This is a genomic window from Thermopirellula anaerolimosa, assembly GCF_054657335.1.
This window is the reverse complement of the sequence record NZ_BAAHYX010000004.1, coordinates 1,419,721-1,440,722: the sequence shown is the minus strand read 5'-3', so window position 1 is coordinate 1,440,722 and position 21,002 is coordinate 1,419,721. Positions and strand designations below refer to the sequence as shown.

General features: G+C 64.3%; 19 protein-coding genes. 5 read left to right on the top strand and 14 right to left on the bottom strand.

The annotated features are described in order from the left end of the window. Nucleotides 1-53: 53 nt before the first annotated feature. From ACYQ6J_RS05955 to ACYQ6J_RS05915, 9 genes are all read right to left on the bottom strand, one after another. Complete coding sequence (locus ACYQ6J_RS05955; protein ID WP_460182179.1) at nucleotides 54-218, bottom strand: hypothetical protein; 165 nt, start codon at nucleotides 216-218, stop codon at nucleotides 54-56. A 281-nt stretch (nucleotides 219-499) separates the two neighbouring features. Then, nucleotides 500-2,785, bottom strand: a complete 2,286-nt coding sequence (locus tag ACYQ6J_RS05950) for a DUF3987 domain-containing protein (RefSeq protein WP_460182180.1) — start codon at nucleotides 2,783-2,785, stop codon at nucleotides 500-502. Beyond that, nucleotides 2,786-3,166: a dATP/dGTP diphosphohydrolase domain-containing protein gene (locus tag ACYQ6J_RS05945; protein ID WP_460182181.1), complete on the bottom strand. Its 381-nt coding sequence runs from the start codon at nucleotides 3,164-3,166 to the stop codon at nucleotides 2,786-2,788. It abuts the gene before it with no gap. Beyond that, a complete protein-coding gene (locus tag ACYQ6J_RS05940) occupies nucleotides 3,150-3,587 on the bottom strand; it encodes a hypothetical protein (RefSeq protein ID WP_460182182.1) in 438 nt (145 codons plus the stop codon). Before ACYQ6J_RS05940 ends, ACYQ6J_RS05945 begins: the two co-directional genes overlap by 17 nt. Beyond that, the gene (locus tag ACYQ6J_RS05935) at nucleotides 3,574-4,836 is read right to left on the bottom strand and encodes a DNA N-6-adenine-methyltransferase (protein ID WP_460182183.1); all 1,263 of its coding nucleotides are present in this window, start codon (nucleotides 4,834-4,836) and stop codon (nucleotides 3,574-3,576) included. The genes ACYQ6J_RS05940 and ACYQ6J_RS05935 overlap by 14 nt, the downstream gene beginning before the upstream one ends. A gap of 14 nt (nucleotides 4,837-4,850) precedes the next feature. Further along, nucleotides 4,851-7,580, bottom strand: coding sequence for a DEAD/DEAH box helicase family protein (locus ACYQ6J_RS05930; RefSeq protein WP_460183276.1), 2,730 nt, complete (start codon nucleotides 7,578-7,580; stop codon nucleotides 4,851-4,853). Nucleotides 7,581-7,601: 21 nt separating this feature from the next. Then, entirely contained in the window at nucleotides 7,602-7,943 is a 342-nt protein-coding gene (locus ACYQ6J_RS05925) for a hypothetical protein (RefSeq protein ID WP_460183275.1), read from the bottom strand. Continuing rightward, nucleotides 7,943-8,398: a DUF669 domain-containing protein gene (locus ACYQ6J_RS05920; RefSeq protein ID WP_460183274.1), complete on the bottom strand. Its 456-nt coding sequence runs from the start codon at nucleotides 8,396-8,398 to the stop codon at nucleotides 7,943-7,945. The genes ACYQ6J_RS05925 and ACYQ6J_RS05920 overlap by 1 nt, the downstream gene beginning before the upstream one ends. 5 nt (nucleotides 8,399-8,403) lie before the next feature. Then, nucleotides 8,404-9,072: an ATP-binding protein gene (locus tag ACYQ6J_RS05915; RefSeq protein WP_460183311.1), complete on the bottom strand. Its 669-nt coding sequence runs from the start codon at nucleotides 9,070-9,072 to the stop codon at nucleotides 8,404-8,406. A 119-nt stretch (nucleotides 9,073-9,191) separates the two neighbouring features. On the opposite strand from ACYQ6J_RS05915, the gene ACYQ6J_RS05910 reads away from it, so the two are divergent. Further along, nucleotides 9,192-10,508, top strand: coding sequence for an ISKra4 family transposase (locus tag ACYQ6J_RS05910; protein WP_460183273.1), 1,317 nt, complete (start codon nucleotides 9,192-9,194; stop codon nucleotides 10,506-10,508). 201 nt (nucleotides 10,509-10,709) lie between these two features. On the opposite strand, the gene ACYQ6J_RS05905 is transcribed toward ACYQ6J_RS05910, so the two are convergent. The 4 genes from ACYQ6J_RS05905 to ACYQ6J_RS05890 form a co-directional block, all read right to left on the bottom strand. Further along, complete coding sequence (locus ACYQ6J_RS05905) at nucleotides 10,710-11,525, bottom strand: PD-(D/E)XK nuclease-like domain-containing protein (RefSeq protein ID WP_460183272.1); 816 nt, start codon at nucleotides 11,523-11,525, stop codon at nucleotides 10,710-10,712. 151 nt (nucleotides 11,526-11,676) lie between these two features. Beyond that, nucleotides 11,677-12,258, bottom strand: a complete 582-nt coding sequence (locus ACYQ6J_RS05900) for a sigma-70 family RNA polymerase sigma factor (protein ID WP_460183271.1) — start codon at nucleotides 12,256-12,258, stop codon at nucleotides 11,677-11,679. A 201-nt stretch (nucleotides 12,259-12,459) separates the two neighbouring features. Then, the gene (locus ACYQ6J_RS05895) at nucleotides 12,460-13,437 is read right to left on the bottom strand and encodes a hypothetical protein (protein WP_460183270.1); all 978 of its coding nucleotides are present in this window, start codon (nucleotides 13,435-13,437) and stop codon (nucleotides 12,460-12,462) included. Next, nucleotides 13,434-14,618 carry a hypothetical protein gene (locus tag ACYQ6J_RS05890; protein ID WP_460183269.1) on the bottom strand — a complete coding sequence of 395 codons (1,185 nt, stop codon included), beginning with the start codon at nucleotides 14,616-14,618 and terminating at the stop codon, nucleotides 13,434-13,436. Before ACYQ6J_RS05890 ends, ACYQ6J_RS05895 begins: the two co-directional genes overlap by 4 nt. Nucleotides 14,619-15,388: 770 nt before the next feature. Between ACYQ6J_RS05890 and ACYQ6J_RS05885 the strand changes: the two genes are divergently transcribed. Then, complete coding sequence (locus ACYQ6J_RS05885) at nucleotides 15,389-16,660, top strand: tyrosine-type recombinase/integrase (protein ID WP_460183268.1); 1,272 nt, start codon at nucleotides 15,389-15,391, stop codon at nucleotides 16,658-16,660. Nucleotides 16,661-17,034: 374 nt separating this feature from the next. On the opposite strand, the gene ACYQ6J_RS05880 is transcribed toward ACYQ6J_RS05885, so the two are convergent. Further along, complete coding sequence (locus ACYQ6J_RS05880; RefSeq protein WP_460183267.1) at nucleotides 17,035-18,471, bottom strand: transposase; 1,437 nt, start codon at nucleotides 18,469-18,471, stop codon at nucleotides 17,035-17,037. Between the two features lie 324 nt (nucleotides 18,472-18,795). On the opposite strand from ACYQ6J_RS05880, the gene ACYQ6J_RS05875 reads away from it, so the two are divergent. From ACYQ6J_RS05875 to ACYQ6J_RS05865, 3 genes are all read left to right on the top strand, one after another. Then, a complete protein-coding gene (locus ACYQ6J_RS05875) occupies nucleotides 18,796-18,975 on the top strand; it encodes a hypothetical protein (protein WP_460183266.1) in 180 nt (59 codons plus the stop codon). 180 nt (nucleotides 18,976-19,155) lie between these two features. Next, nucleotides 19,156-20,283, top strand: a complete 1,128-nt coding sequence (locus ACYQ6J_RS05870) for a DNA cytosine methyltransferase (RefSeq protein ID WP_460183265.1) — start codon at nucleotides 19,156-19,158, stop codon at nucleotides 20,281-20,283. Continuing rightward, entirely contained in the window at nucleotides 20,280-20,972 is a 693-nt protein-coding gene (locus ACYQ6J_RS05865) for an endonuclease III domain-containing protein (RefSeq protein ID WP_460183264.1), read from the top strand. The genes ACYQ6J_RS05870 and ACYQ6J_RS05865 overlap by 4 nt, the downstream gene beginning before the upstream one ends. The last annotated feature ends 30 nt before the right edge of the window (nucleotides 20,973-21,002 follow it).

The following is a 21,002-nucleotide window of genomic DNA, read 5'->3' as shown; positions in this document are numbered from 1 at the left end:
GGCCCCTGGTGGCCGCGTGGCGGGGCTTCGGCCGGGAGATATACGGATGTCCATTACCCTTGCAATCGCCCCGCTACGGGCGTTTTGGGGGCCTTTACGGGCCGATTCTCCCGGCCTGCCCTTCCGCTGGGCCGGATGCGGCCCGGTGCCCAAAGCTCGATCTTCATGGCTTGCCTCCCTGCGTCCAAAGTCTTGACCATCCAATAAAACTCTCCCATGGTTCGGCCCCGTTCCCGCACGCCCCGTTAGTGGGGTTTTGGCCGGGAAGTACCTAGCCCACCACCGACCGCCCCCTCGCGCGCGTACGCGCGCTAATGCGTGCGCGTGGGCGGGTGGGCGGAATATGCGGTAATTAGAGAGAAGAAGATGTAAGTTATTTATTTCTTTCATCTTACGACTTCCCTAATTCCCGCCTCGGCTCAGGCGGCAATTAGCCGATTTCGTCGGTAATTACCCGAAACCGTTGCTAATTCCCGCCTTTCGAGGCGGTAATTAACGATCACTCCGATAGCCTGTACCTTTGGCCGATCCGGCCCCGGTCCGGCGTCGAGCCGATCTCGTAGGCGATGCGTCGCTGGCTCACCAGTGCGTTGCGCACCTCTTCGATGTCTCGGTCGCTCCAACCAAGCCGTCGCGACAGATACCAATGGGGCATCCAGGCATCACCGCGACGCTTGCGCCAATTGCCCAACACCTCGATCATCCGCTTGCACTTGGCGTCAAACTGGCCCTCCGCCACGTGCTGGCCGGCCATGAAGAGCATCCGCCGAGTCTGGTAGTCCACGAATCGCCACGCCCACTGCACGGCCGGCTCGTCGATCCGCATCTGAAGATGGTTCTCGCTTGCGGCGTAGACCAGCGCGAGCTTGCGGGCCTTCTCGTAAGCCCGAGCCCAGATGGCCATGCCCGCCGGGTCGTCCCGGTCTTCGGCTTCGGCATAGCGGTCGTCGGCCAGCGCGCGGAACTCCTCCAACGCCGCTTCAGCTTCCGGCGTCGCCTCCACGCAGACCGGGATGGGGTGCCAGTTCTGAAGGTTGCCTTCGCCGGGGCGGAAGTCGGTCCACCAGCGTGCGGTGCACAGGATAGCCTCTGGGATCGGCCGCGACAGCGGCGTCTGGCCCCGGCCGCGCTTGCCCGCCTCCAGCACGATCAACCGCGCGAAGAAGCCGTTGTTGAGCATGCGCACGCTCAAGGCCTCGTAGTAGTACTTGGGCACGGCCGTGCCGAGCATGCACAGCGAGGGCTGGTCGACCACCCCGGGCGAGCGGCCGCCGGCCTTGACCCGCAGGGGATAGATGGTGCTGCTGGAGGTGTACATCTTCAGCAGCACGTTCATGATGCCCTCGTGGCGGGCGTCGGAGGCCCGGTTGATGGCGTTCATCAGGCCGTCGATCTCGTCGGTCTGGAACAGGACCGAGGGCGTGAGGAACAAGCGGTCCTCGATGCCTTCCCCGGAGGCGAAGGCGTCGCCCAGGCAGTCCTGGAGGCCTGCCTCGACGCAGATGCGCTGGTTGACCTTGCGGGGCTCATTCTTGCCCGCGCCGCTATTGGCCAGCGCGAGGACGTAGAGATTGGTGCGGTTGTCGGCCGCATCGCGGACCTTCCGTCCGGCCAGGAAGGCTTGGAGGACGAGGGCTGCGGCGAAGGCCAATGCTGGCTGGGGATAGGGCGAGACGGCCAGCGTGTAGTCGGTCACCTGCCGGATGAAGCCGGGCACGTCCAGAAGGTCGTCCGGCATGGGCCCGGGGTCGGGTGGGGTCGGCTCGGCCGGTGGTTGCGGCTCACTCGGGCCGATGAGGGATGAGATGTCCACCACCTCGCCGTTCGGTTTCGCCTGCCGGGCTTTGGCGATGGTTCGCTGCAGGTAGTCCTGCCGCAGGGCCTTTTCTGGGTTGTCGTTGTGGTGCCGCCGGAAGGCGATCATGAGGTCGGCGATCTCTTGGTCGGTCCACTCGTTGAGTGCGGCGATGGTGGCAAGGCTCAGGTCGTAGCCGCTGGCGGACGGGTCGGCCAGGTCGGTCCGCTGCCGGTTCCACGTTTGCCAGAACAAGGGGCTTTTGCCGGCCAAGTCCAAGAGTTTTTGAGCCGGGGGCTGGGCGTCGGGACGCAAGACCAGCGTGCCACACACAACCTGTGGTTCGGACTCGGCGGGCAGGTACGGCTCGAAGTCGTCAGATGCATAGCGGCGGAGTTCATCCAATTGCAACAGGCGGACTTCAACGGGCGGACCTTGGCTGTTGTGGTTGAGCGTGTCCGGCAGGCGCAGCACGCGGGTCAGGTCGCCGAGGTTTTCCAGCGCCCAGCCCCGCGCAGCGGCTTTGCGGCACAGCAGGGCGTGCCATCCTTTGGCTAGCGCGGCTGCCTTCTGGCGGTCCGCGTCGTCGGCGAAGAGCCACGGCTCATGGAAAAACCAGTAGGCGTGCAGGCCGTGGCCGCTGTAGACCACGGCCGAGGGTGCAAGCGGCATGTGGGCCAGCAGGTCGTGAGCCTCATCGATGCTCTGTGGCAAGTTCGGCTTGGGATGGGCCTGGCTGGAAACATCGATGTCGGCCCACAGTCCGCCGATGGCGGCGATGTCGGCCTGTTTGCCACGGCCACGCGGCGTTCCCGCCACCAGTCCCAGCCCGAAGTAGACGTTTTGCGAGCGGCTCTGCTTGTTGGCATAGCCGGCCAACTGCTGGTAGTCGGCGAACAGCCGCGTCTGCCGCGACGGCGTGGTGAACACCACGACCCGTCGCGCGGGCGAGAGCGCTTCGCCGAACAGGTTTTCGAGCAACTGTAGCATCTACGACTTCCTGCCGTCTGCCCTGGTGGGAATGTCGATCATCTCGGGCAGCGCCTCTTCGAAGTGGCACACGCCCAGGATGTTCCAGGCGGCGTGGGCCAGGTGGTCTTCGCCCCTGTCGCCTGCCAGGTAGAGGTAGATGTGCCGGATGGCGTGATTGAGCATTACGCTGGCCGGGATGCCCTTCTGCCAGTTGTGCTCGCCGTACTTCGCCGCGCCTTCGGCGCAGGTCTCGGCCAGGCGCCGCAGCCCGATGGGCGTGATCAAATCCCAACGCTCGCCGTCGGCGTCCGTGCCGCGCACCGCGCCGGTGGCGAAGCGTGCCAGCCCCTTCTGGGGCAGCATGACCGGTTCGTCAATCGCGTCAACGGTCTCGCTCATGCTTGTACTTCCTTTGGAAAGCCCGATTGGCCGCAGCCCACTGGGCCCAGGCTCGGATCTCTTGCCGCAGGCGTTCCAGGTCCGCGGGTTCCGGGGGGCCGATCTTGCCGCACCACACCATGCGGACGCTGATAACGGACATCTGCTCGGCATCGCCCTCGACCACCAGCACCGTGGCCGGACACGTCAGCGTCAGTCGCTCGAACAAAATCCGTTGGCCTCGGGTGAGCCCCGTGTGAGCCTTCCATTCCAACACGAGCAGATTGCCGTTGATCTCCGTGATGGCGTCGATGTCTGTGAAGGCGATGCGGTCGGGCAGACAGTCGGAAAGAAACCGGAACTTGAGCCGCTTTTTCTGGTTGAAGCATCCATGCTTCCGGCAATCCCAGTGCATCACATGGGGTGGATCATTGGGCGACATGGCACACCCTCCCCAAGTCCGCGAAGGTTTCTTGGAACCGATCCACCTGGGGGCCGCAGTAGATCACCGCCTGCCCTTGCAGCGGGCTGGCCGAGCCCCTATCGGGCCGCCAGAACTGCACCCGCCCCGCCGGGAAGCAGACTGCCCGGGCGGCCGTCAAGAGCGTCTGGAACCAGCGGGTCTCGGTGGCGTTGTTGACCAGCACCACCGCTTCCGTCACGTCGCCCTCTTGGACGTGTTGGACGAGCTTGTCGGCGAACTGCTGCACCAGGGGCTGGGCGTAGGGCGGGTTGAGAAACACCCGCCCCCGCCAAGGCCGCGCCAGTCCGTTCTCTTGGGCGGTGAAGTATTCCGCGGCCTGGACGACCTGGTTGGCCACGGCTGTAGAAGCCGGGTCCAGGTCGATGCCGCCCATGACGGCCACCGCCCGCTCGATGAACTCCTGCGGCGTGTACCACTCGCTGTCGCCCGTGTTGAAGGCGACGTGGGGCAGCCCGCGCTGGGGTTCATCCCCTTCGTCCGACTCGGCTTCGTCTGGTGGGCCGAATGCGGGGTCCCAAATGGTGCTTCGCGGCTCGCCTGGCTCCTCCGGATCGTGATCTCCGAGGGGCTGGGGGTGTGTTGTGGGGCCGAGGGCCCGGGCCACCCGCTCTTCCACCTCGGCCACCGTGGGGTTGGCTTGGGCGATCCACTCGACGAACTCGGGCCACCTGTCTTGGGGCAGCTTGTGGACGGCCGCCAGGTGTTGGGCTTTGTCCGAGAAAACGGTAAGTTGACTTACCATTTTCCGGCATTCAGACAACACCTCGGCAGCGTTGCGCATTTGGAAAATGTATGGATGCGTCTTGCCAATTCGGCGAGCGTATTCACGCAGTCCGCCGGCAACGCCACGACCGCCTTTGCCTAATGGCACCGCCTTCAGACAATGCAAGCCGATTTCCAGGGGCGACAGTTCCCCCTGCTGGTTCGAGAGCACGAGTTCCATCATCGCCGCCTGGTCATCGAGCGGTTCCACCCAGGCCCAAATCCTCTGCAAACCGGCCTTGCGTGCGGCCCGGACGCGGTGGTGGCCGGCCATCAACTGAAACCGCCCGTCCACCGGCCGCACGTGGATGGCGTGCTTCTGCGGGTACTGGCCATCGAGGTTCGCGGCGATGGCGTCGATCACGTCCTCGCGGAACGCCAGCCGCGGGTTATCCGGGTGGTCGTCCACCAAGTCCAGGGGCAAGCATTCCAAGACGGCATTCACAGCGTTGCCTCCGTTCAGAACGGAACGTCGTCCAGGTCGTATTCCGAGGGGCCAACTGGCACGGGGTCCGGCTTCGGCCCCAGGGTGTAGCCCACGATGCGGTCGTATTTCTCGCCGGCCACCGTGCGCACCACGATCTTTTCGGTCCACGCCACCCCGCCCGCCTCGGCGACCTCGACGGCCCGCTCGGCCGTCTCCGGCACCGGGTCGGGCGAACGGCGCCGCCACCACTGTTCGGCCTTCCAGCGGGCGTAGCCGCCATGCTCGAAGCAGACCCACTCGGAGACCCAGGTGAACTGGCCGATGCGGTATTCCACACGCATGGACCGCGGGGCATCCGGCGGGGCGTCTCGCTTGGTGTGGACGCTGTAGCGGATGTCCAGGACCTCGTACTCGGTGTCGGTGACCTGGCCTGAGAGCACGCCTGTGGTGGCGGCTCGGGCGTCATGGCGCTGCCTTTCCGGCGGCGGGAACTGGTGGCCGCACTCGGGGCAGCGGGCGTAGCCGGCAGCGATCACCGCATGGCATTCGGGACATTCCTTGGCCGGCGCCTCGCCGCTGCCGCGCCCGGGCGCTTCGGGCGTCTTCAGTTGATCCACCGGCCCGTGGCGCAGGGCGTTACCGCCGAAGTCCAGGACAAGGCAGTTCTGCTTGCCGGGATGTATCCGGAAGCCCCTCCCGACCGCCTGATACCAGAGTCCCGGCGACATCGTGGGACGCAGGATGGCCACGCAGTCGATGTTCGGGGCGTCGAAGCCCGTGGTCAGGACGTTGACGTTGACCAGGTATTTCAGGGGCACGCTCTTGCCGAACAAGTCGCCCGAAAGCGGTTCGCGGCGGAAGCGGGCGATCAGTTCGGCGCGCTCGGCGGCCGGCGTCTGGCCGTCCAGAAAGCCCACCTCTTGCCCCGACATCTCGGCCAGCACGCGGGCCACGTGGCGCCCGTGCCGCACACCGGCGGCAAACACCAACACACTCCGGCGATCGTGCGTGTGCGTGACGATCTCGCTGCACGCCGCGATCACCAAGCGATCGGTGTCCATCATGGCCTCGACCTCGTCCGCCACGAATTCGCCGCCGCGGATGTGCAGTCGCTCAAACTCGGCCTTGTGGATGCCAGCCTTCGTGACCAGGGGGCAGAGGTAGCCGTCGCGCATGAGTTCCCGCACGCCCACCTCGTAGCAGATGTGGTTGAGGATGCCGTCCGGTGTGCAGATCGGTCCGCTGGACAGGCGAAACGGCGTAGCCGTCAGGCCGATGACTCGCGTGTGCGGATTGACGACCTTCGCCTCGGCCAGAAAGGTGCGATACATCCCTTCGCCGTCGGGGGGCACCATGTGGACCTCGTCGACGATCACCAGGTCGAAGGCATCCAGCTCGCAGGCCCGCTTGTAGACCGATTGGATGCCAGCGACCACGACAGGTTTGTCGCCTTCGCGGCGATTCAGCCCCGCCGAGTAGATGCCGATTGCGACCTCCGGGCACAGCCGGCGAATCTTGTCCGCGTTCTGCTCCAAGAGTTCCTTGACGTGGGCCAGCACCAGCACCCGGCCGTTCCATCGATTCACAGCGTCGGTGACAATCTGGGCAATCACCCATGACTTGCCGCTGTTGTGATGAACCATAAAGTGCCCGTCGACATAGCGGTGGTCCCCGTCGAGCACAAAGCCATAGAAGGGCCCCCGTCCGCAAGGCTCCACGGAAAACCCCGTGCGCAACACGGACTTCTTCTGGCGGCGTGGAGGAGCTTGCTTCCGTGCCAGCCGGCAGGGAACCTGTTCGAGGTCTCCGTGGATGTGGATGCGAAAGAACCATCCCCCGGCGCCCGTCTGGCAGTAGGAATACTTATGGCGGCAGTAGGCGCCGAACCCCAAGCTCCGCGCCAGAAACACGATATCCGCCGCCAATTCTTGCGACTTGGTGGTGATCTCGAAGCCACATCGGTTCAGCGAGCCATCCGTATCCATCAGGCCGGCCAGGAGAGTCAACCGATCCTGACGAGTCGCTGTCAGATAGGCATGAGGGATGAACTTGCCCGCCGAGTCTTGCCCCGCCAGATCCAACTGCTCCAGGGCTTGCGTCAGCACGTTGTACTTGCCCTGCCGCCGCCTCAAGCTGTACGTAGGGCAGCTTCTCCCTTCCGCGAAGACGGTCACGTCGCAGCCGATCTGATCCGCATAGCGCTCCCAACTGTCGGCCAGCGGGTCGTCGGCCGTGGTGAGCGAACAACCGTTGCGCAGGCAGCCGTCGCCCAACAGGACCCCAAGCACATAGGGGGGAATGGGCAAGTCGCGAGCCCCGGGGAAGTCGATCGCCACTCGATAGAGCTTGCGAAGGTGTTTCCATGATCTCGGTTTGCGAAGGTATTCCTCCACCGTGACGTGCTCGACCTCGCCTCCTTGACGGGAGATTGGAAACGGTTTCCCTTCCCGCGTACAAACCAAGGACAGGATGTGCTGGGCATTGACGACGAAGGATTCGCCGCGCAGCGGCGTGATTCGGAACAACTCATCTTCGCCCCGGCAAAGGGCCAACACCCGCCGCCGCTGACTATCCGGCCCCATGACTTCGTCGCCGACGCGGATCGCCTCGACCGGCTTGACCGTCCCGTCATGCATAAGGATCGGGTGGCCTTCGGCATGACAGCCCGTGGGAAGCACCACCGCCGGGTTGTCGTCGCGCGTGCGCAGGTGCTCATAGACGGCGGCGACAGCGGCCTGCTGATAGGGACGCAGCGGCGTCATGCCCGCACCTCCGTGCTTGCGTCATCCAGGATTTGCAAGCGTGAGATAAAGCTGCACCGCCAACCGCGGCAGGTCTTCAAGCCTGACGATGGCCACCCAAGGGCGATGGTTGCTGCGATGCAGGACCACGGGGATGTTCTCGCCCGCATCCCGCATCGCCTGTTCCAGGGCCGGATAGAGACGAAGCGATTCGGCCCGTTTGACCTCGAAGTGGGTTCCCGCGATCGCCGTGCGGATGTCGGGGGCCTCCGGGTCGCCGCAGTATTGCCTGCCCCTGCGTGCCTCGACCCGGAATAGCCGCGCGATCTCGGCCGCGGCCTCACGCTCGCCGCGGCAGCCTTTGCGCCGAGACTTGGCGCCCATCAAGGCCTCCGCCACGGCGGCGTGCTCGATTGGGCCTGCTGCGGTCGACCGGTCGCGGCGTCCCGCTTCTCGTAGCCTCGGATGACGTTGGCAATCTCGTCGGTATCCTTGCGCTTCTTGCAGGCGACCTTGACCACCAGCGGCAGGTTGTGCAGCTCCACGCTGTCGCGCGGGGTGAGCACCCCGACGGCCCGGCAGATGGCCGACAGCTCGGCCCGCGCGATCTTCACCGCCAGCTCGTTGGGGTTATCCAGGTTGAGCCGCCCCCAAAGCTGCCGGCCCTTGTACTCGCCCTCGAGGATCGTGAAGACCAGCTCGAGGTAGCTGCCCGTGCCGGCCTTGTTCGGCTTCATCTCCGAGGCGGTGATCATCGCCAGGTATTTCCCAGCGGGGATGGGATCGAATGCGGTGGTAGGCTCCACCTGAGACGCATCGAAATTGCCGAGGTTCGCCATGATGTTCAGGCTCCTTGGGGCTTGAGGTTGCGGTTGCTCACGGCCGCGACGAAGGCCGGCCAGGACAAAGGCAGGCTCTCCGACAGCCCATAGCGGTTCTTGGCCACCAGTTGCGGCGTCTCGCAGAGGACGAGTTCCCGTTCCTGGCCGACAAGACGAATCGCTCCGACGAAGTCGGACCACTCGATCATCGTGTTGGCCAAGTCGGGGTGAATCTCCGGGGCGGACTTCTCCAGTTCGATCCCGTCGATCGTGGTGATCGAGCGGCGGGCGGCATGGGCCAATAGCAGCACGGCTACGCCCGCGTTGACCAGCCGATCCAAGACCGGCAAGAGGTACTGGTAGACGTAGTTCTTGAGCACCTGTCGGCCGTTGCCGTAGCCGCCGTGCGAGCGGTTGAGGGTCTGTTTCATGCCGGTGGGCGTGCCGTCCACGCCGGCCACGTGCTCCTCGATCCTGCGCAAGAGCCAGTCGATCGAGTCGATCACGACCGTCTGGTAGTCGTGGCCGCCTGAGGCCAGGCCGTCGAGCCAGGGCTCGATCTCCGGCCAACTGGCCAGATACGGCGTGCGGTGGCACTGGACATGGGCCGCGCCGTTTTCGCAATCGACGATGAGCGGCCGGTCGGCCGAGGCCCCCATCGTCGTCTTGCCTGATCCCGGTGGTCCGTAAATGATCCCTTTCGGGGGGGGTGCGGCTGAAATGCTGTTTCGCGATTGGGGGGAATAAGTAAAACAGGGTGTTAGAGGTTTGCGTTGTTGGAAGTTCCCCTAACACCCGGAAAGGAATCGTGATGAGGAGTGTACTCAGCGCAGAGCAGCGTCGTCAACTGCACGAGAGGTTTGACAGCGTGTTGGATGCGATGCCGGTCAAGGTGGACGACTTCGAGAAAGCGGAGCAGGTCTTGAGCGAGGGCTTCCACGGCCTGGGCAATCAAGCCTTGCAGGCGTGGGCGGATTCGGCGAACACGTCGGATGCGTTGCCGAAGTGTCCGTGTTGTGGTGAGTCCATGCGGCATCGCGGCTGCCCGCCTTGCACGGTGGCGACGACTTTCGGCGACGTGAAATGCCGGCGTCCCCGGCGGCGTTGTGATCGTTGTGAAGAGGAATGGTATCCGCACGATGCGCGGTTGCGGTTTGCCGGCCACGGCGTCAGTTGGCCGTTGGCGAAAGTGGTGGCCCGGCTCATGGCATGGGTACCGGCGGAACAAGTGCAGACGGTCTTGCGTGCGGACCACCGCGTGGAACTGAGCAAGCAAACGATCCAGCAGATCGCGCACACGGCGGGTGAGATGCTCTTGGCCCAGGAGGACGCTCAACGCCAGGCGTTCTTTGGGTTGTCGCCCGCGGAGCAAGCCCAGAGGATGCCGCAGTCCACGTGCCATGCTCCCGTGGTGGCGGTGTATGCGGATGGGGCCATGATTCACGCGGAAGGCGAGTGGCGAGAGATTCGTGTCGGTCGGGTGCGGGCCCTGGACGGGGAAAAGAACACCCTGGCGCAGAAGACGTTCGCCCGGTTTTTGTCGTTGGAGGAGTTCGGCCGGCAGTTGTTTCTGGAGGCCTATCGCACCGGCTACGGCCAAGCGTCGCAACGTGTGTTCTTGGGCGACGGCGCGCACTGGCTGTGGGAATTGGCGGCCTTCCACTTTCCCGAGGCTGTGCCCGTCTTGGATTGGTATCATTTGAGTGAGAACGTCCACCAAGCGGCCCATGACGTATTCGGTGTGGGCACGGAGGAAGCGAAGGTTTGGGCGAAGGAGCGGCTCTCAGAATTGTGGGAGGGCGGGCACCGGCAGGCGCGCGTGGCGATCGCCGCCTTGCAGAAACAGTTGCGTGCGCCGACCAAGCGGGAGGCGTTGCGGAAGCTGGGAGTGTATCTGAAGAACAATGCGGAGCGGATGGATTATCCCCGCTACCGTGCGGCAGGATTGCCGATCGGCAGCGGCCCGGTCGAGTCGGCCTGCAAGTGCCTGGTGGGGGCACGCTGCAAACAGGCCGGGATGCGCAACTGGCGTCGTCGTCGGGCGGAGGCCATCCTCCGCCTCCGCGCCGCCCTTTACGACGGCCGCTTCGACGCCCTGTGGTCTGCCCATCTCCAACAAGCCGCCTAAACTTGCCACGATCTATCAGCCGCACCCCTTCGGGGCGCGGAGATGCGATTGGGTCAGTATGGTATCAGGTAGGGGCATTACGCAGTCCTCCCAAGCAGTCGGAAGCGGAGAGTTCAAAAGGCCGGTCGCCTTCGGGCGGGGCAGCGATCCTCATCCATGACATGCCTACCCGGCTTGAAGAGACCCGACAGGCGACCGGTTCTAGACGTAATCGAACGCGCGGCACTCTTCGTAGCCGCTGGGCCAGGTGTCGGTTGCCATGCACCGGCGCAGGCGTTCGATGGCGGCCTCGTTCTCGCGCCGGGACTGTGCCAGGGCATCCTCGTGGACCTTCCAGACGCCCGAGCGGTACGGCTCCTTCTTCTCCACAGCGATGAAGTGGACCGGCATGGGCAAGGCGATCACCTGCGAGAGCACGGCCTGATAGAAAGCCACCTGGTGGACGTACCCGTAGCGCCGGGCGTCGGCCTCGAACCAGTCCAGGTCATCGCAGGTCTTGAGATCCACAATCCCCCGGTGCGGGTCGAACCAGTCCATGCGAATCTGGCACAGCATCTGGCAATACTCGGCCCGCACCACGCCCTCGGGAATGCCTTCGTTGAGCAGGCCCCTGGCCAATCCGTGCCCGCGCACCCCTTCGGCCATGCGCTGGACCAGGTCGTGCTGCTGCATGGTAAGCACAGGTTTGCCCTGCTGGGCGGCCCACTCGGCGAAAGCCTTGGTATTGGAGCCGTAGAGTTCGCCGGTCTTGGGATTGACGGGCCCGCCGACGGCGTACTCTTGCTCGAAGCGCTCCTGGCCTTCCAGCACCAGCGTGTGCAGCGCCCGGCCGACCAGAAACGCCGGCCGATCCTCGTCCTCGATCAGGCCCAGCTTCTTCTTGCGGTACAGAAGCGGGCAACGCCGGAAGTCGGCAAGCTGGTGGCTCGTCAGGTACTCCGAGGCCTTGGCCTGGTACACCTCGGCCGATTCGCGGATCAGAAACGACGGGGCGACCGTCATCAGGTATCTCCACATGGCTGTCCAGGAATGTTTCAGCGGGCGAGCGCGCTGAGACAGAAGGCGTCTTCGCCGAACCGAGTGAAAGTCGGTCCGGCGAAGACGCAACCAACTCGGCCGCTGGCTCTATCCCTTATGTATGCCGTTTGCGGCCGATCTGTCCGCTTTTTCAGCCCGTTTCCAGCCCGGCCTCCTCAAAGTAGGGCTGGGCGTCCCGGGCGGCCTTGCGCACCTGGTGGCGAGAAATGCCCAACTGGCGGGCCACCGAGGCGACCGTCCCGGTCATCAGCCGCTGGCAGATGTCCCGCAGCCGCTCGGGCATCCGGGCCATGGCGGACTCGATCGCCTCGGTCTGTTCCAGCCGAGCAATCGGGTCTGCGGACTGCGTGCCCAGCCGTCGGGCGGCGTCTTCCGATGAGACGGTGTCGGAAAGCGGCTTGAGCCCCTCGCCGGTGGAGGTGAAGTCGCTCTCCAGAGACAGCGGCTGGATGCCATTGCCGCGCTTGCGCCGCTTGCGGCTGCGCAGCAGCATGGCTGCCGCCCGCGAGACCACGCGGTCCAGGAAGGTCTCCAGTGACGCCCGGGCCGGGTCGAACCGTTCGGCCTGCTGGAGCACTGCCAGCCAGAGTTCCTGCTCGATGTCTTCCTGCTCGCTGGGACTGAAGTCCCTTCGGCGGCAAAGCTGCCGGGCCTTGGCCTGGATGAGTGCCTTGGCGTACTCGGTGACGACAAAGTCTTTGCCTTGGGACATGGCAACCTCCGAGACCGGAGGCTGCTCGCCACAAGGGTTCTCCCAAGCAACACGCGGCGTCGCGGCACCCTGCCGCGATTGGTACACCCGCGACCTTGGCGCCCACCGGGCTACAAGCCTCACGGCCTTCACCCGGCGGCTGGCCTGTCGCGATCATTCATCGTTGCGCACGGACCGAGGGTGCTTCGTCACCGGCGTAAATCATGGCTGGTCAAGGGGTTTGGATTGAGGAAGTCTTTTTCCGAACCTGTCGCGACGCTGCGACGCGACACCACGCTGCAGCGAATCGCTGTCCTCGGCGTTGAGCACGGCCACCGCACCGCCGGCCCGTTTCAAGGCACGAGACACCTGATCCTTGGAGACCTCCCGGCCAGTCTGCCGGGAAAGGAACATCGCCGCCTCCCGTACCGAGCCGCATTGCCGGTACGCCTGGAGGAAGATGTCGTCGGTCAGACTGGTCTTGCCCTCGGCCTTGACTTGCTGACGGATCGTGAGCTTCAGTTGCTCTTCGGTTACGACAGCGATCTGGCCAGCCTGCCGCACCTCGGCCTCCTGGATGGCGGCGACGAGTTCCAGCCGGTCCACGTCCAGGCCCTGCTCGCCCAGCGTCGCCACTTGCGCGAGGGCCAGGACTGGCGGGACTCGCCTTGTCCAGAAATCGTCGTCAGGCTTGTTCTGGGGCACGAAGACGACGGGCCTGTGCGCCCGGACGATCCCACTGCGCACGCCCGCGGCGTCCTCCCACCTCAAGCCCCGAGTGAAAAGCACGTCGCGCCGCACGCCTTGCCAATGCGTGCGTCCCAGTCGCCACAGACGCCGTGGCAGAAGCTCCGCAGGACGACCGGCAAGCCCTAAGGTGAGGGCCAATGCTGCCACTAGGCCATCGAGGTTCACTTGCCACAGCCACCGCGCTTCCGGAGGCACGCGGGCCCGCAGGACCTTGGGGCATGGGACGAACAGCCGCGCCGATTCATCCGGCCCGCGAGAGGCGATAATCTCTTCGAAATGCTCATGGCATTCGGGGCACAACACGCGCTGGGCATCTTCGGCGCGCACCAGCAATCCAAGGTCGACCAACCACTCGTGGACACCAGCGGGCCAGCCGGCTGCCACATGAGCCGCAACAATCGGGTACTTGGCCTCCAACAAAGGCCACAAGTAGTCCAAGGCGCCCGTCACAGCAGCATCCCCCAGCGACGGATGCACCGCTCGCCGACCACCCGCACGTCGTCCGGCTTGCTCTTCAGATCGCAGGTGTTCGGGCAAGAGACGTGGAACGTCATCGTCTTGCCACGGTGGTGCCCGTCGCTGAGCAGCTGAAGCTGAATGCCCACATGCACAACGCGAACCTGGGTGCGATCCAGTCCGACCCCGGCAAGCAGTCGCTCGATCAGGTCCAATGCTTCGGCGTGCGTGGCGGTCTCCAACAGTCTCAGTTCCAGCGATTCCATCGCCGGAACCGGCACCGTGGGCACCAGGCTAATCCGCCGCAGCCGCACGGCCGCGATCCGGTCCTCCGGCTCGGTCTGAAACGAAAAGCCCGGATCGAGCAAGTGGTCGAGCCGATAGGTCGGCCGGACCGGCTCCTCGTCGTCCACTTCGATCCCCAGCACCGTCTCACAGAATGCCCTGCGCAGGGCCAGATGCACCGGCTTGCCGCCCTTGGCCACCAACTCGTCCGCCCCGGCGGCCGGCTCATAGATGAACACGTTGCTGAATGTGTAGGCCTCCTCCCGGGCCGTCAGGTTGCCGTCAGTGTCGAAGACCAGCCGCTTGTCCGGCCAGTCGGGCAAGTAGGCGAAGAAGTACTCCGCCCCGCCGGGGCGCTGGTAATGGTGGACCCGGCAGACCTGCCCCCGCAGTTCCTTCTGCCAGTAGTAGTCCCGAATGGATTGTTCGAGCAAAGCGACAATCGGCTCGGTGACGGCGATCTCGCCTGGCGGCAGGCTGTTCCAGCGGGCGGCGAATTGCCCATTGCGCAGCGCCTCGGCCCGGGCAAACAGGGCCGCCTCGTCGAACGCCTCGCGTGCCTCCAGGTAGGCCCATAAGGCCTTGTCAGCCAGGCTGCTCCACCCGGCGAAAACCGGCAGCTTCTCGGGAAACCGCCAGGCCAGCTCTTCGGCCAGCACCCGCTGGCCCCGCTCTTCGGCCAGTTCGTTGGCGTCCTGCAAGACGACCTGGATCGCGCGCCGCGCGGGTTCCTCGATCCCGTCCCACCGTGCAACCAGCGGGTCGATCCGCCGGCCCGAAAGCCCGTCCCACGGAAAATCCCCCAAGAGCCCATGCTCGGCGAACAACCGCCGCAGCAGGCCCTTGTCGTGCAGCCGAAGCTGCCTCTTCAAGTCAAAATGCTGGGCCATGACACTTCTCCTTGATCAAGCGGCCTTGAAGCGGGTCAAGCCGTGTGGTCCCCGGAACCCGACATTCCCGGCACCGGAAGGGGTCCGCACGTGATAGAGTACGTCTGTACACATATCCCGACCGATCTTAACACGTCGTCCGGTGCTGTCAAGAGCCGAATTAGGCCACGGGCAGTCTTGTCCGAAGTCGTTGCGGGCAAAGAACTTGGGAACTGTACGGATGTTCCCATTCGGGGGATTTCCTGTCGAGTGGTTTCGTCGGGTTCGGAAACACGGCCGCAGCCACTTTCCACGGAAATCGGACAACCGGCTTCCAGACGGCATATATAAACCTCCAGAGGGCCGTGGCGACCAAGGTTTCCCGGGATCGAACGCTATGGACAGGCCAGAGTGTCTTTCGCAGCCGGCTGGGCACAGTGCCGACCGCAAGGCTGCGTTACCTTTTCTCCTCCGCGCTGGTGATGCTGCTCGGCTCTGCAACGTCTCCTTGCGGACCTGGCGGGCTTGGGATGCCACGGGCAAGGTCCCCCAGCCAGTGCGCGTCGGACGGGCGGTGTTCTGGCGTCTGGACGAACTGCGGGCATGGGTCGCCGCCGGCTGCCCGGATCGAGAGACTTGGCAATCGCTCCAATAGCTCGTTGCCCGCGAGCCATTGTCCCGTTTTTCTGGACAAAGCATCGGACTGGTGGCTTGCAATTCGGGGGTGTCGAGCAACACTCGCCCTGCTTCGGTTGGAAGTCCCAATGGACCAAAGATGAAGGAGGTTCAGCATGGCGAGTCTGTACAAGAAACCCGTGGTCCTCACCGACCCGGCCACGGGGCAGAAGATCAAGGGCAAGTCGAAGAAGTGGTGGGGGCAATACAAAGACGCGCTCGGGCGGCTGAAGCGCGTCCCGCTGGCCGTCGACAAGACCGCGGCCCAGGCGATGCTGGCCCAGATCGTCCAGCGGGTAGAACGCGAGAAGGCGGGGCTGGTGGACCCGACCGAACAGCAGCGCAAGCGCCCCCTGGCCGAGCACCTCCGCGAGTTCGAGAGCTATCTGCGCAACAGGGGCGTCAGCGCCAACCAGGTGGGCCAGAACCTCAGCAAGCTGCGCAAACTGGTCGCTGCCAGGAAGTGGCGGCTCATCGGCGACATCACAGCCAGCGGCGCCCTGGAGTTCCTCGGCCAACTCCGCCACGACGGCCTCAGCGCCCAGACGTACAACAACTACCTGACGGCGTTCAAACAGTTTACGCGCTGGCTGGTGCGGGACCGGCGCACTCCGATCGACGCGCTTGCGCACCTTTCACGCATCAACACACAGGCGGATCGGCGACACGACCGCCGCGCCCTGTCCCAGGAAGAGTTCTCCCGCCTGGTCGAGGCCGCCCGCAATGGCAAGCGGATCGAAGGCATGACGGGCCCAGATCGGGCCATGCTCTACGTGCTGGCCGCGTGGACCGGCTTCCGTAAGGGCGAGATTGGCAGCCTGACGCTGCGGTCGCTGCGCCTGGACGATGATCCGCCCACGGCCACGGTGGCCGCCTGCTACAGCAAGCGGCGTCGCCAAGACACGCAGGTGTTGCACCCCGAGGTGGTCCGGCAACTCAAGGACTGGCTGGCAGGCAAGAAGGATCTTGATCCGGAGAAGCCGCTATGGCCGGTCTCGGGGCGCGTGCCCGGCGGGCTGGAGCGCAAGACCAGCAAGATGATCAAGCGGGACCTCGCGGCCGCCCGAGACAAGTGGCTGGACGAGGCCGAGACGGACGAGGAACGGCAGCGGCGGCTGGAGTCGGACTTCCTCTGCCACTCGAACCACGACGGGCTCTATGCCGACTTCCACAGCCTGCGCCACTGGTTCATCACGGGCCTGGCCCGGGCTGGCGTCTCGCCCAAGATGGCCCAGACCCTGGCCCGGCATAGCGACATCCGGCTGACTCTGGGCGTCTATACGCACGTCGAGTTGGCTGACCGAACGGCGGCAATCGAATCGCTGCCGGCGCCGCCGGCCGACAATCATAAGCCCACTGATCGTTCCGACAAGAAGTCGGTTGCTTGAAGGAGAGCAGCTCCTCCGCGACGGCGCGGTGGCCAACCCAGCCAAACTAACCCGCTTGGGCCACGTGAGCGAGCCGTTTGCGTTGTAAACTTTTCGGCGGGAGAGCGAGTTAAGAGGGCGAAACTGGATAGGCCAGGAGGAGTCGCGGAAGAGCGATCAAGTGAATACGTGGGGCGGGGAATCTTGATAAGGGGCAACTCAGGAGCCGGGAAGGTGGCACTTGAAGGAAGAGAAGGCGGCGTTCGAGGGAAGAAAACGCCTCAAAGCGGTCTTTGATCGGCCTTCCGCGCGCACTCCGCGCAGACCCTCTTCCTGCCAGACGGGCTCAGCACCGACAAGATTCCCGATTAGTCCGCCGCTCTGGGGTAAAAAACCTAGGTGACCGCTACGGCGGGTTTTCCTGAAGGTTCTTGCTCAGCGGAGGAGCCAGACTCGGGATGTCCCGGGGCGGCACGCTTGCCGTAGACTCTTTCCCGCAAGGCCTTGGCGAGCGGACTGAGCCGCATCTTTCCCAACGTCCCCTCCCGCCGCGGGGCCATCGCCAACAGCGTCGCAAACGCGGCGTGCACCACCATCACCGCCCCCACCTCCGCCGTAAACCGCCGGGCCCCGACAATGTTCCCGTCATCCACCCCCCAAAACACCTTCAGCCGGGCATTCACCCGTTCCACCGCCGTCCGACCGCGGTACAACCGCTCAAACTTCCGCGTCGCCCGCGGAATCGCCGGAAACCGCCGCAAGTCGATCTCCCGCGGCACACGCACCGTCTTCCCATAGGACTTCCCCGCATTGCAAATCTTGCTCATCAGACACTCCCACCCCTCGTGCTTGGCCGGACACCGATACTTGATCGTCTCCCGCGACGGCTCATACCCGATGTAGGCCATCCGATACCGCACCATCGGTTGGCTGACCCGATCGTAACAGTACACCGTCCCCGCCTCGTCGTAGACGATGTTCGAGTTCCCATCGTGGCCGGGCAACATCCGCTCCGCCTCCTCCTTCCACAAACTCCGATTCTCGATCACCGCCTTGATCCGATCCCGCGACAACAGCTCATGCACCGGATTCGTGTCGGCCGCCTTGTCATAGGCCAGACTCTTGATCCGACCTGGCGGCAGATTCCGTTTCACCTGCTCCAAAACCGCCGGCAACGTCTCGGCATCCCCGGCCGTACTCTCCGTGACCTTGTACCCCAACACCACTTCGTGCTTCACATCCACCGCCAGGTGCAGCTTGAACCCGAACCACTCCACCACCCGCGTCACGTTCCCGTCCTTGTCCGTGTACTCCTTGCGACCGCCCTTGGGTTGCGGAAGACCTTCCGCCTTCTCCTCCTCCGCCGCCTCTCCTTCCTTCCGCCGCGCCTTCAGCCCCGTGGCGTCTCCGGCCAGGTTCTCTCCCAAGTCCGGCACCACCTCGCCTAATCGCCGCACCATCGTGTTGAACATCTCCTGCAGGAGGCTGCGAAACGGTTCCCGGCCCAGCAGCTCGATGAACCGCGACATGTTCCAGGCGTTGGGGACCCGGTCCTCCGATTCGATCCCAATCAGCTTCCGCAGCTCTGCGTTCCGCCTCAGTTCGGCCAGGCACGACTCCACGGTCGGATGCCGCAAGGCGATCTTCAAAAGCCACGTCCCCCAAAGCACACGGACCGGGTAGTCGTTCCGCCCCTTGCCCCGGGATCTCTCCAGAGATGCTAGAAACTCCTCGTCGGGAATGGACGTTAGAAATTCCCGCAGGGTGCGAATGGTGGGACTATCTTCCAGGGTATCCCAGGCGAAGAGAGGTCGGAGGTTGGGGATTTGCATGGAGGTCTTCCTGAGCCGGAGAACAAGGGATTCCGCCAACGCTTTGCGTGCTTTGCAGGGAAAGTTCTTGCTTCGCACCACCCCAGGGGCTTTGGATCAAGCCGATCCTTGTGAACGCATACCCTTACTACGCATGAACTCCCCGCTTGTTCGCTGGCTTGGTCGAAAAATCGGGAAAAATCGCTCCAACGCGGGAAAAACCGCCCCTTTTCCGCATATCCTGCGGGGAAGGCCCTTTCCAGGCCCTTCCTAACTTCAATTAATCACGCGAGATGGGAACAACGCAAAGGGCTCCACGTGAGCCGCGCCCGCTTGACACAAGTGATGAATCTGCTTAACCTTGCGCCAGACATTCAAGAGGAGGTGTTGTTTCAGCCTCGCGTGGAGGCGGGCCGCAATCCGATCACGGAGCGGGACCTGCGGCCGGTTGCGGCGGTAGTGGATTGGAACAGTCAGAGGAGGATGTGGACGGGCCTGAAAAGGCTGGCCTCCCGGCCGGGCTGATTGAAGTGGGCTGCCCGGTTTGCGAAGCGAAGCCGAGCCGCCGAGACTTGCCGCCCCCAGCAAGTCCGTGTTCGGAGGGATGCCCTGGGCCTGCCCTTAGCTCGATGGTCGGCAGGCCGACTTTCTTGTAGCCTTGTTGTTTGCTAACGGTTGGTGGATGACGCCCCAGGGGTGTGCAGGATGCCAGCGATTCCCGTTTTCTCATTCTTCACAGGCGGCGGTTTCCTTGACTTGGGCCTCGAGCAGGCTGGCTTTTCGGTTGTCTGGACCAACGAAAATAACCCGGCTTTCGCGGACATGTACGAGTCGGCGATGACCGCATGGCGGAAAAGCCAGAAGCGGACTGCTGCGTCCGCTAAGATCAGCAGCCGTGCCAGCATCGTTGACCTGAACGCCCGCGCCGTGCTCCGCGAGGGGCTGAAAAACTGCGGGGCGGGCTTGTTTGGGGTCGTTGGCGGGCCGCCGTGCCCAGATTTCAGTAACGGGGGCAAGCATGCCGGGGGCGGGGGCGAGAATGGCAGGCTGACCCGGACGTTCGCGGAGATGATACTGCGGATGCGCCCGCATTTCTTCCTCATGGAGAACGTCTCGGGGCTGTGGAAATTCAGCAAGCACCACCGTTTTCTCAGCTCGCAGATTTCCATGCTGCGGAACGGCGCCAACTATGCGATTGACCTGAAGGTGCTGGATGCCCTTGAGCTGGGAATCCCTCAAAGCCGAGAGCGCCTGTTTGTCGTCGGTGTCCGGAAAGGCATAGCGGACCGGGCGCTGGGCCGCAAGCTATGCGCCAAGGAGACAGGCTGGTTCCCTTGGCCGCGAATCGAGCGCTACGCGGCAGCCCGATCGCTGCCTTGGCCGACTACCGATCCGTTTGGGGGAACGCCGGCCAAGCCGGCCGAGATCCCCATCGAATTGACTGCGTACCAGCCGCTGCTAGGCGATGGTGATCCGGAGGCGCTCCCCAATGGGCGCGAGTACTTTCATGCCTACTCCGAGAAGTTTTGGCAGCGCCGGGAAGGAGACGTCTCCAGCAAGTCGTTCAAGCGGCTGCACAGGTACCGCTACAGCCCAACGGTCTGGTACGGAAACCAGGAGGTCCACCTGCACCCTTGGAAACCTCGCCGCCTCTCGGTGCGCGAGGTGCTGCGGATTCAATCTGTGCCCGACGAGTACGTGCTGCCCGAAAGTTTCCCCCTCTCCGCCAAGTTCAAGCTGGTCTGCAATGGGGTTCCCTGCAGGATGGCCGAACTCGTTGGCGCCCAACTAAGGCATTTTCTGGAGGCCGGAGCACCCGCCGGGAGCCGATGAACAAAAGCCGCGCATTTGCCCCGAATGTCGCAAGGATAGCCCGCCTGCTGTCGGCTCGCTACGGGAATTGGCCGCACTACAACCGGCGGAACCCGCTTGAGGAGTTGCTGTTCATTCTCTGTAGCATCCAAACGAACGAGAACCTGTACCGCGGCACATTCGCAGCATTGCGGCGCGCGTTCCCCACGTTCCGAGCGCTAGCCGGAGCACCTGAAGACGCGGTGGCACAGGTAATTGCAGACGGCGGGCTATCGAGGCAGAAGGCTCACAAGATCAAGCAGTTGCTTGAGCAAATCATTACTCGGTTTGGAAAGCCGACGCTTGCGCCCTTGAGGAGATTTGGAGACGGGGAGTGCGAGCGTTTTCTCACCTCGCTAAAGGGTGTGGGGAAGAAGACAGCTCGGTGCGTCATGATGTATTCCCTAGATAGGCAGGTGTTCCCAGTGGACGTGCATTGCTGGCGAGTCTGCCGACGGCTCGGCTGGGTGCGCCCGACGCGGCCTGATGGTTCGTGCTCGCCGAAGGACATGGACAGGCTACAAGGGAAGGTCCCGCCGCATCTGCGTTTCAACCTTCACGTCAACATGGTCTCGCTCGGCAGGGAGCTCTGCACTACCGGTTCCCCAAAGTGCTCTGCGTGCCCTATCCGGCAATACTGCCGGCGAATCGGAGTGCGCGATAGTCTCTGAGAGGCTAACCAAGGAGTCCGGCAAGAGCCG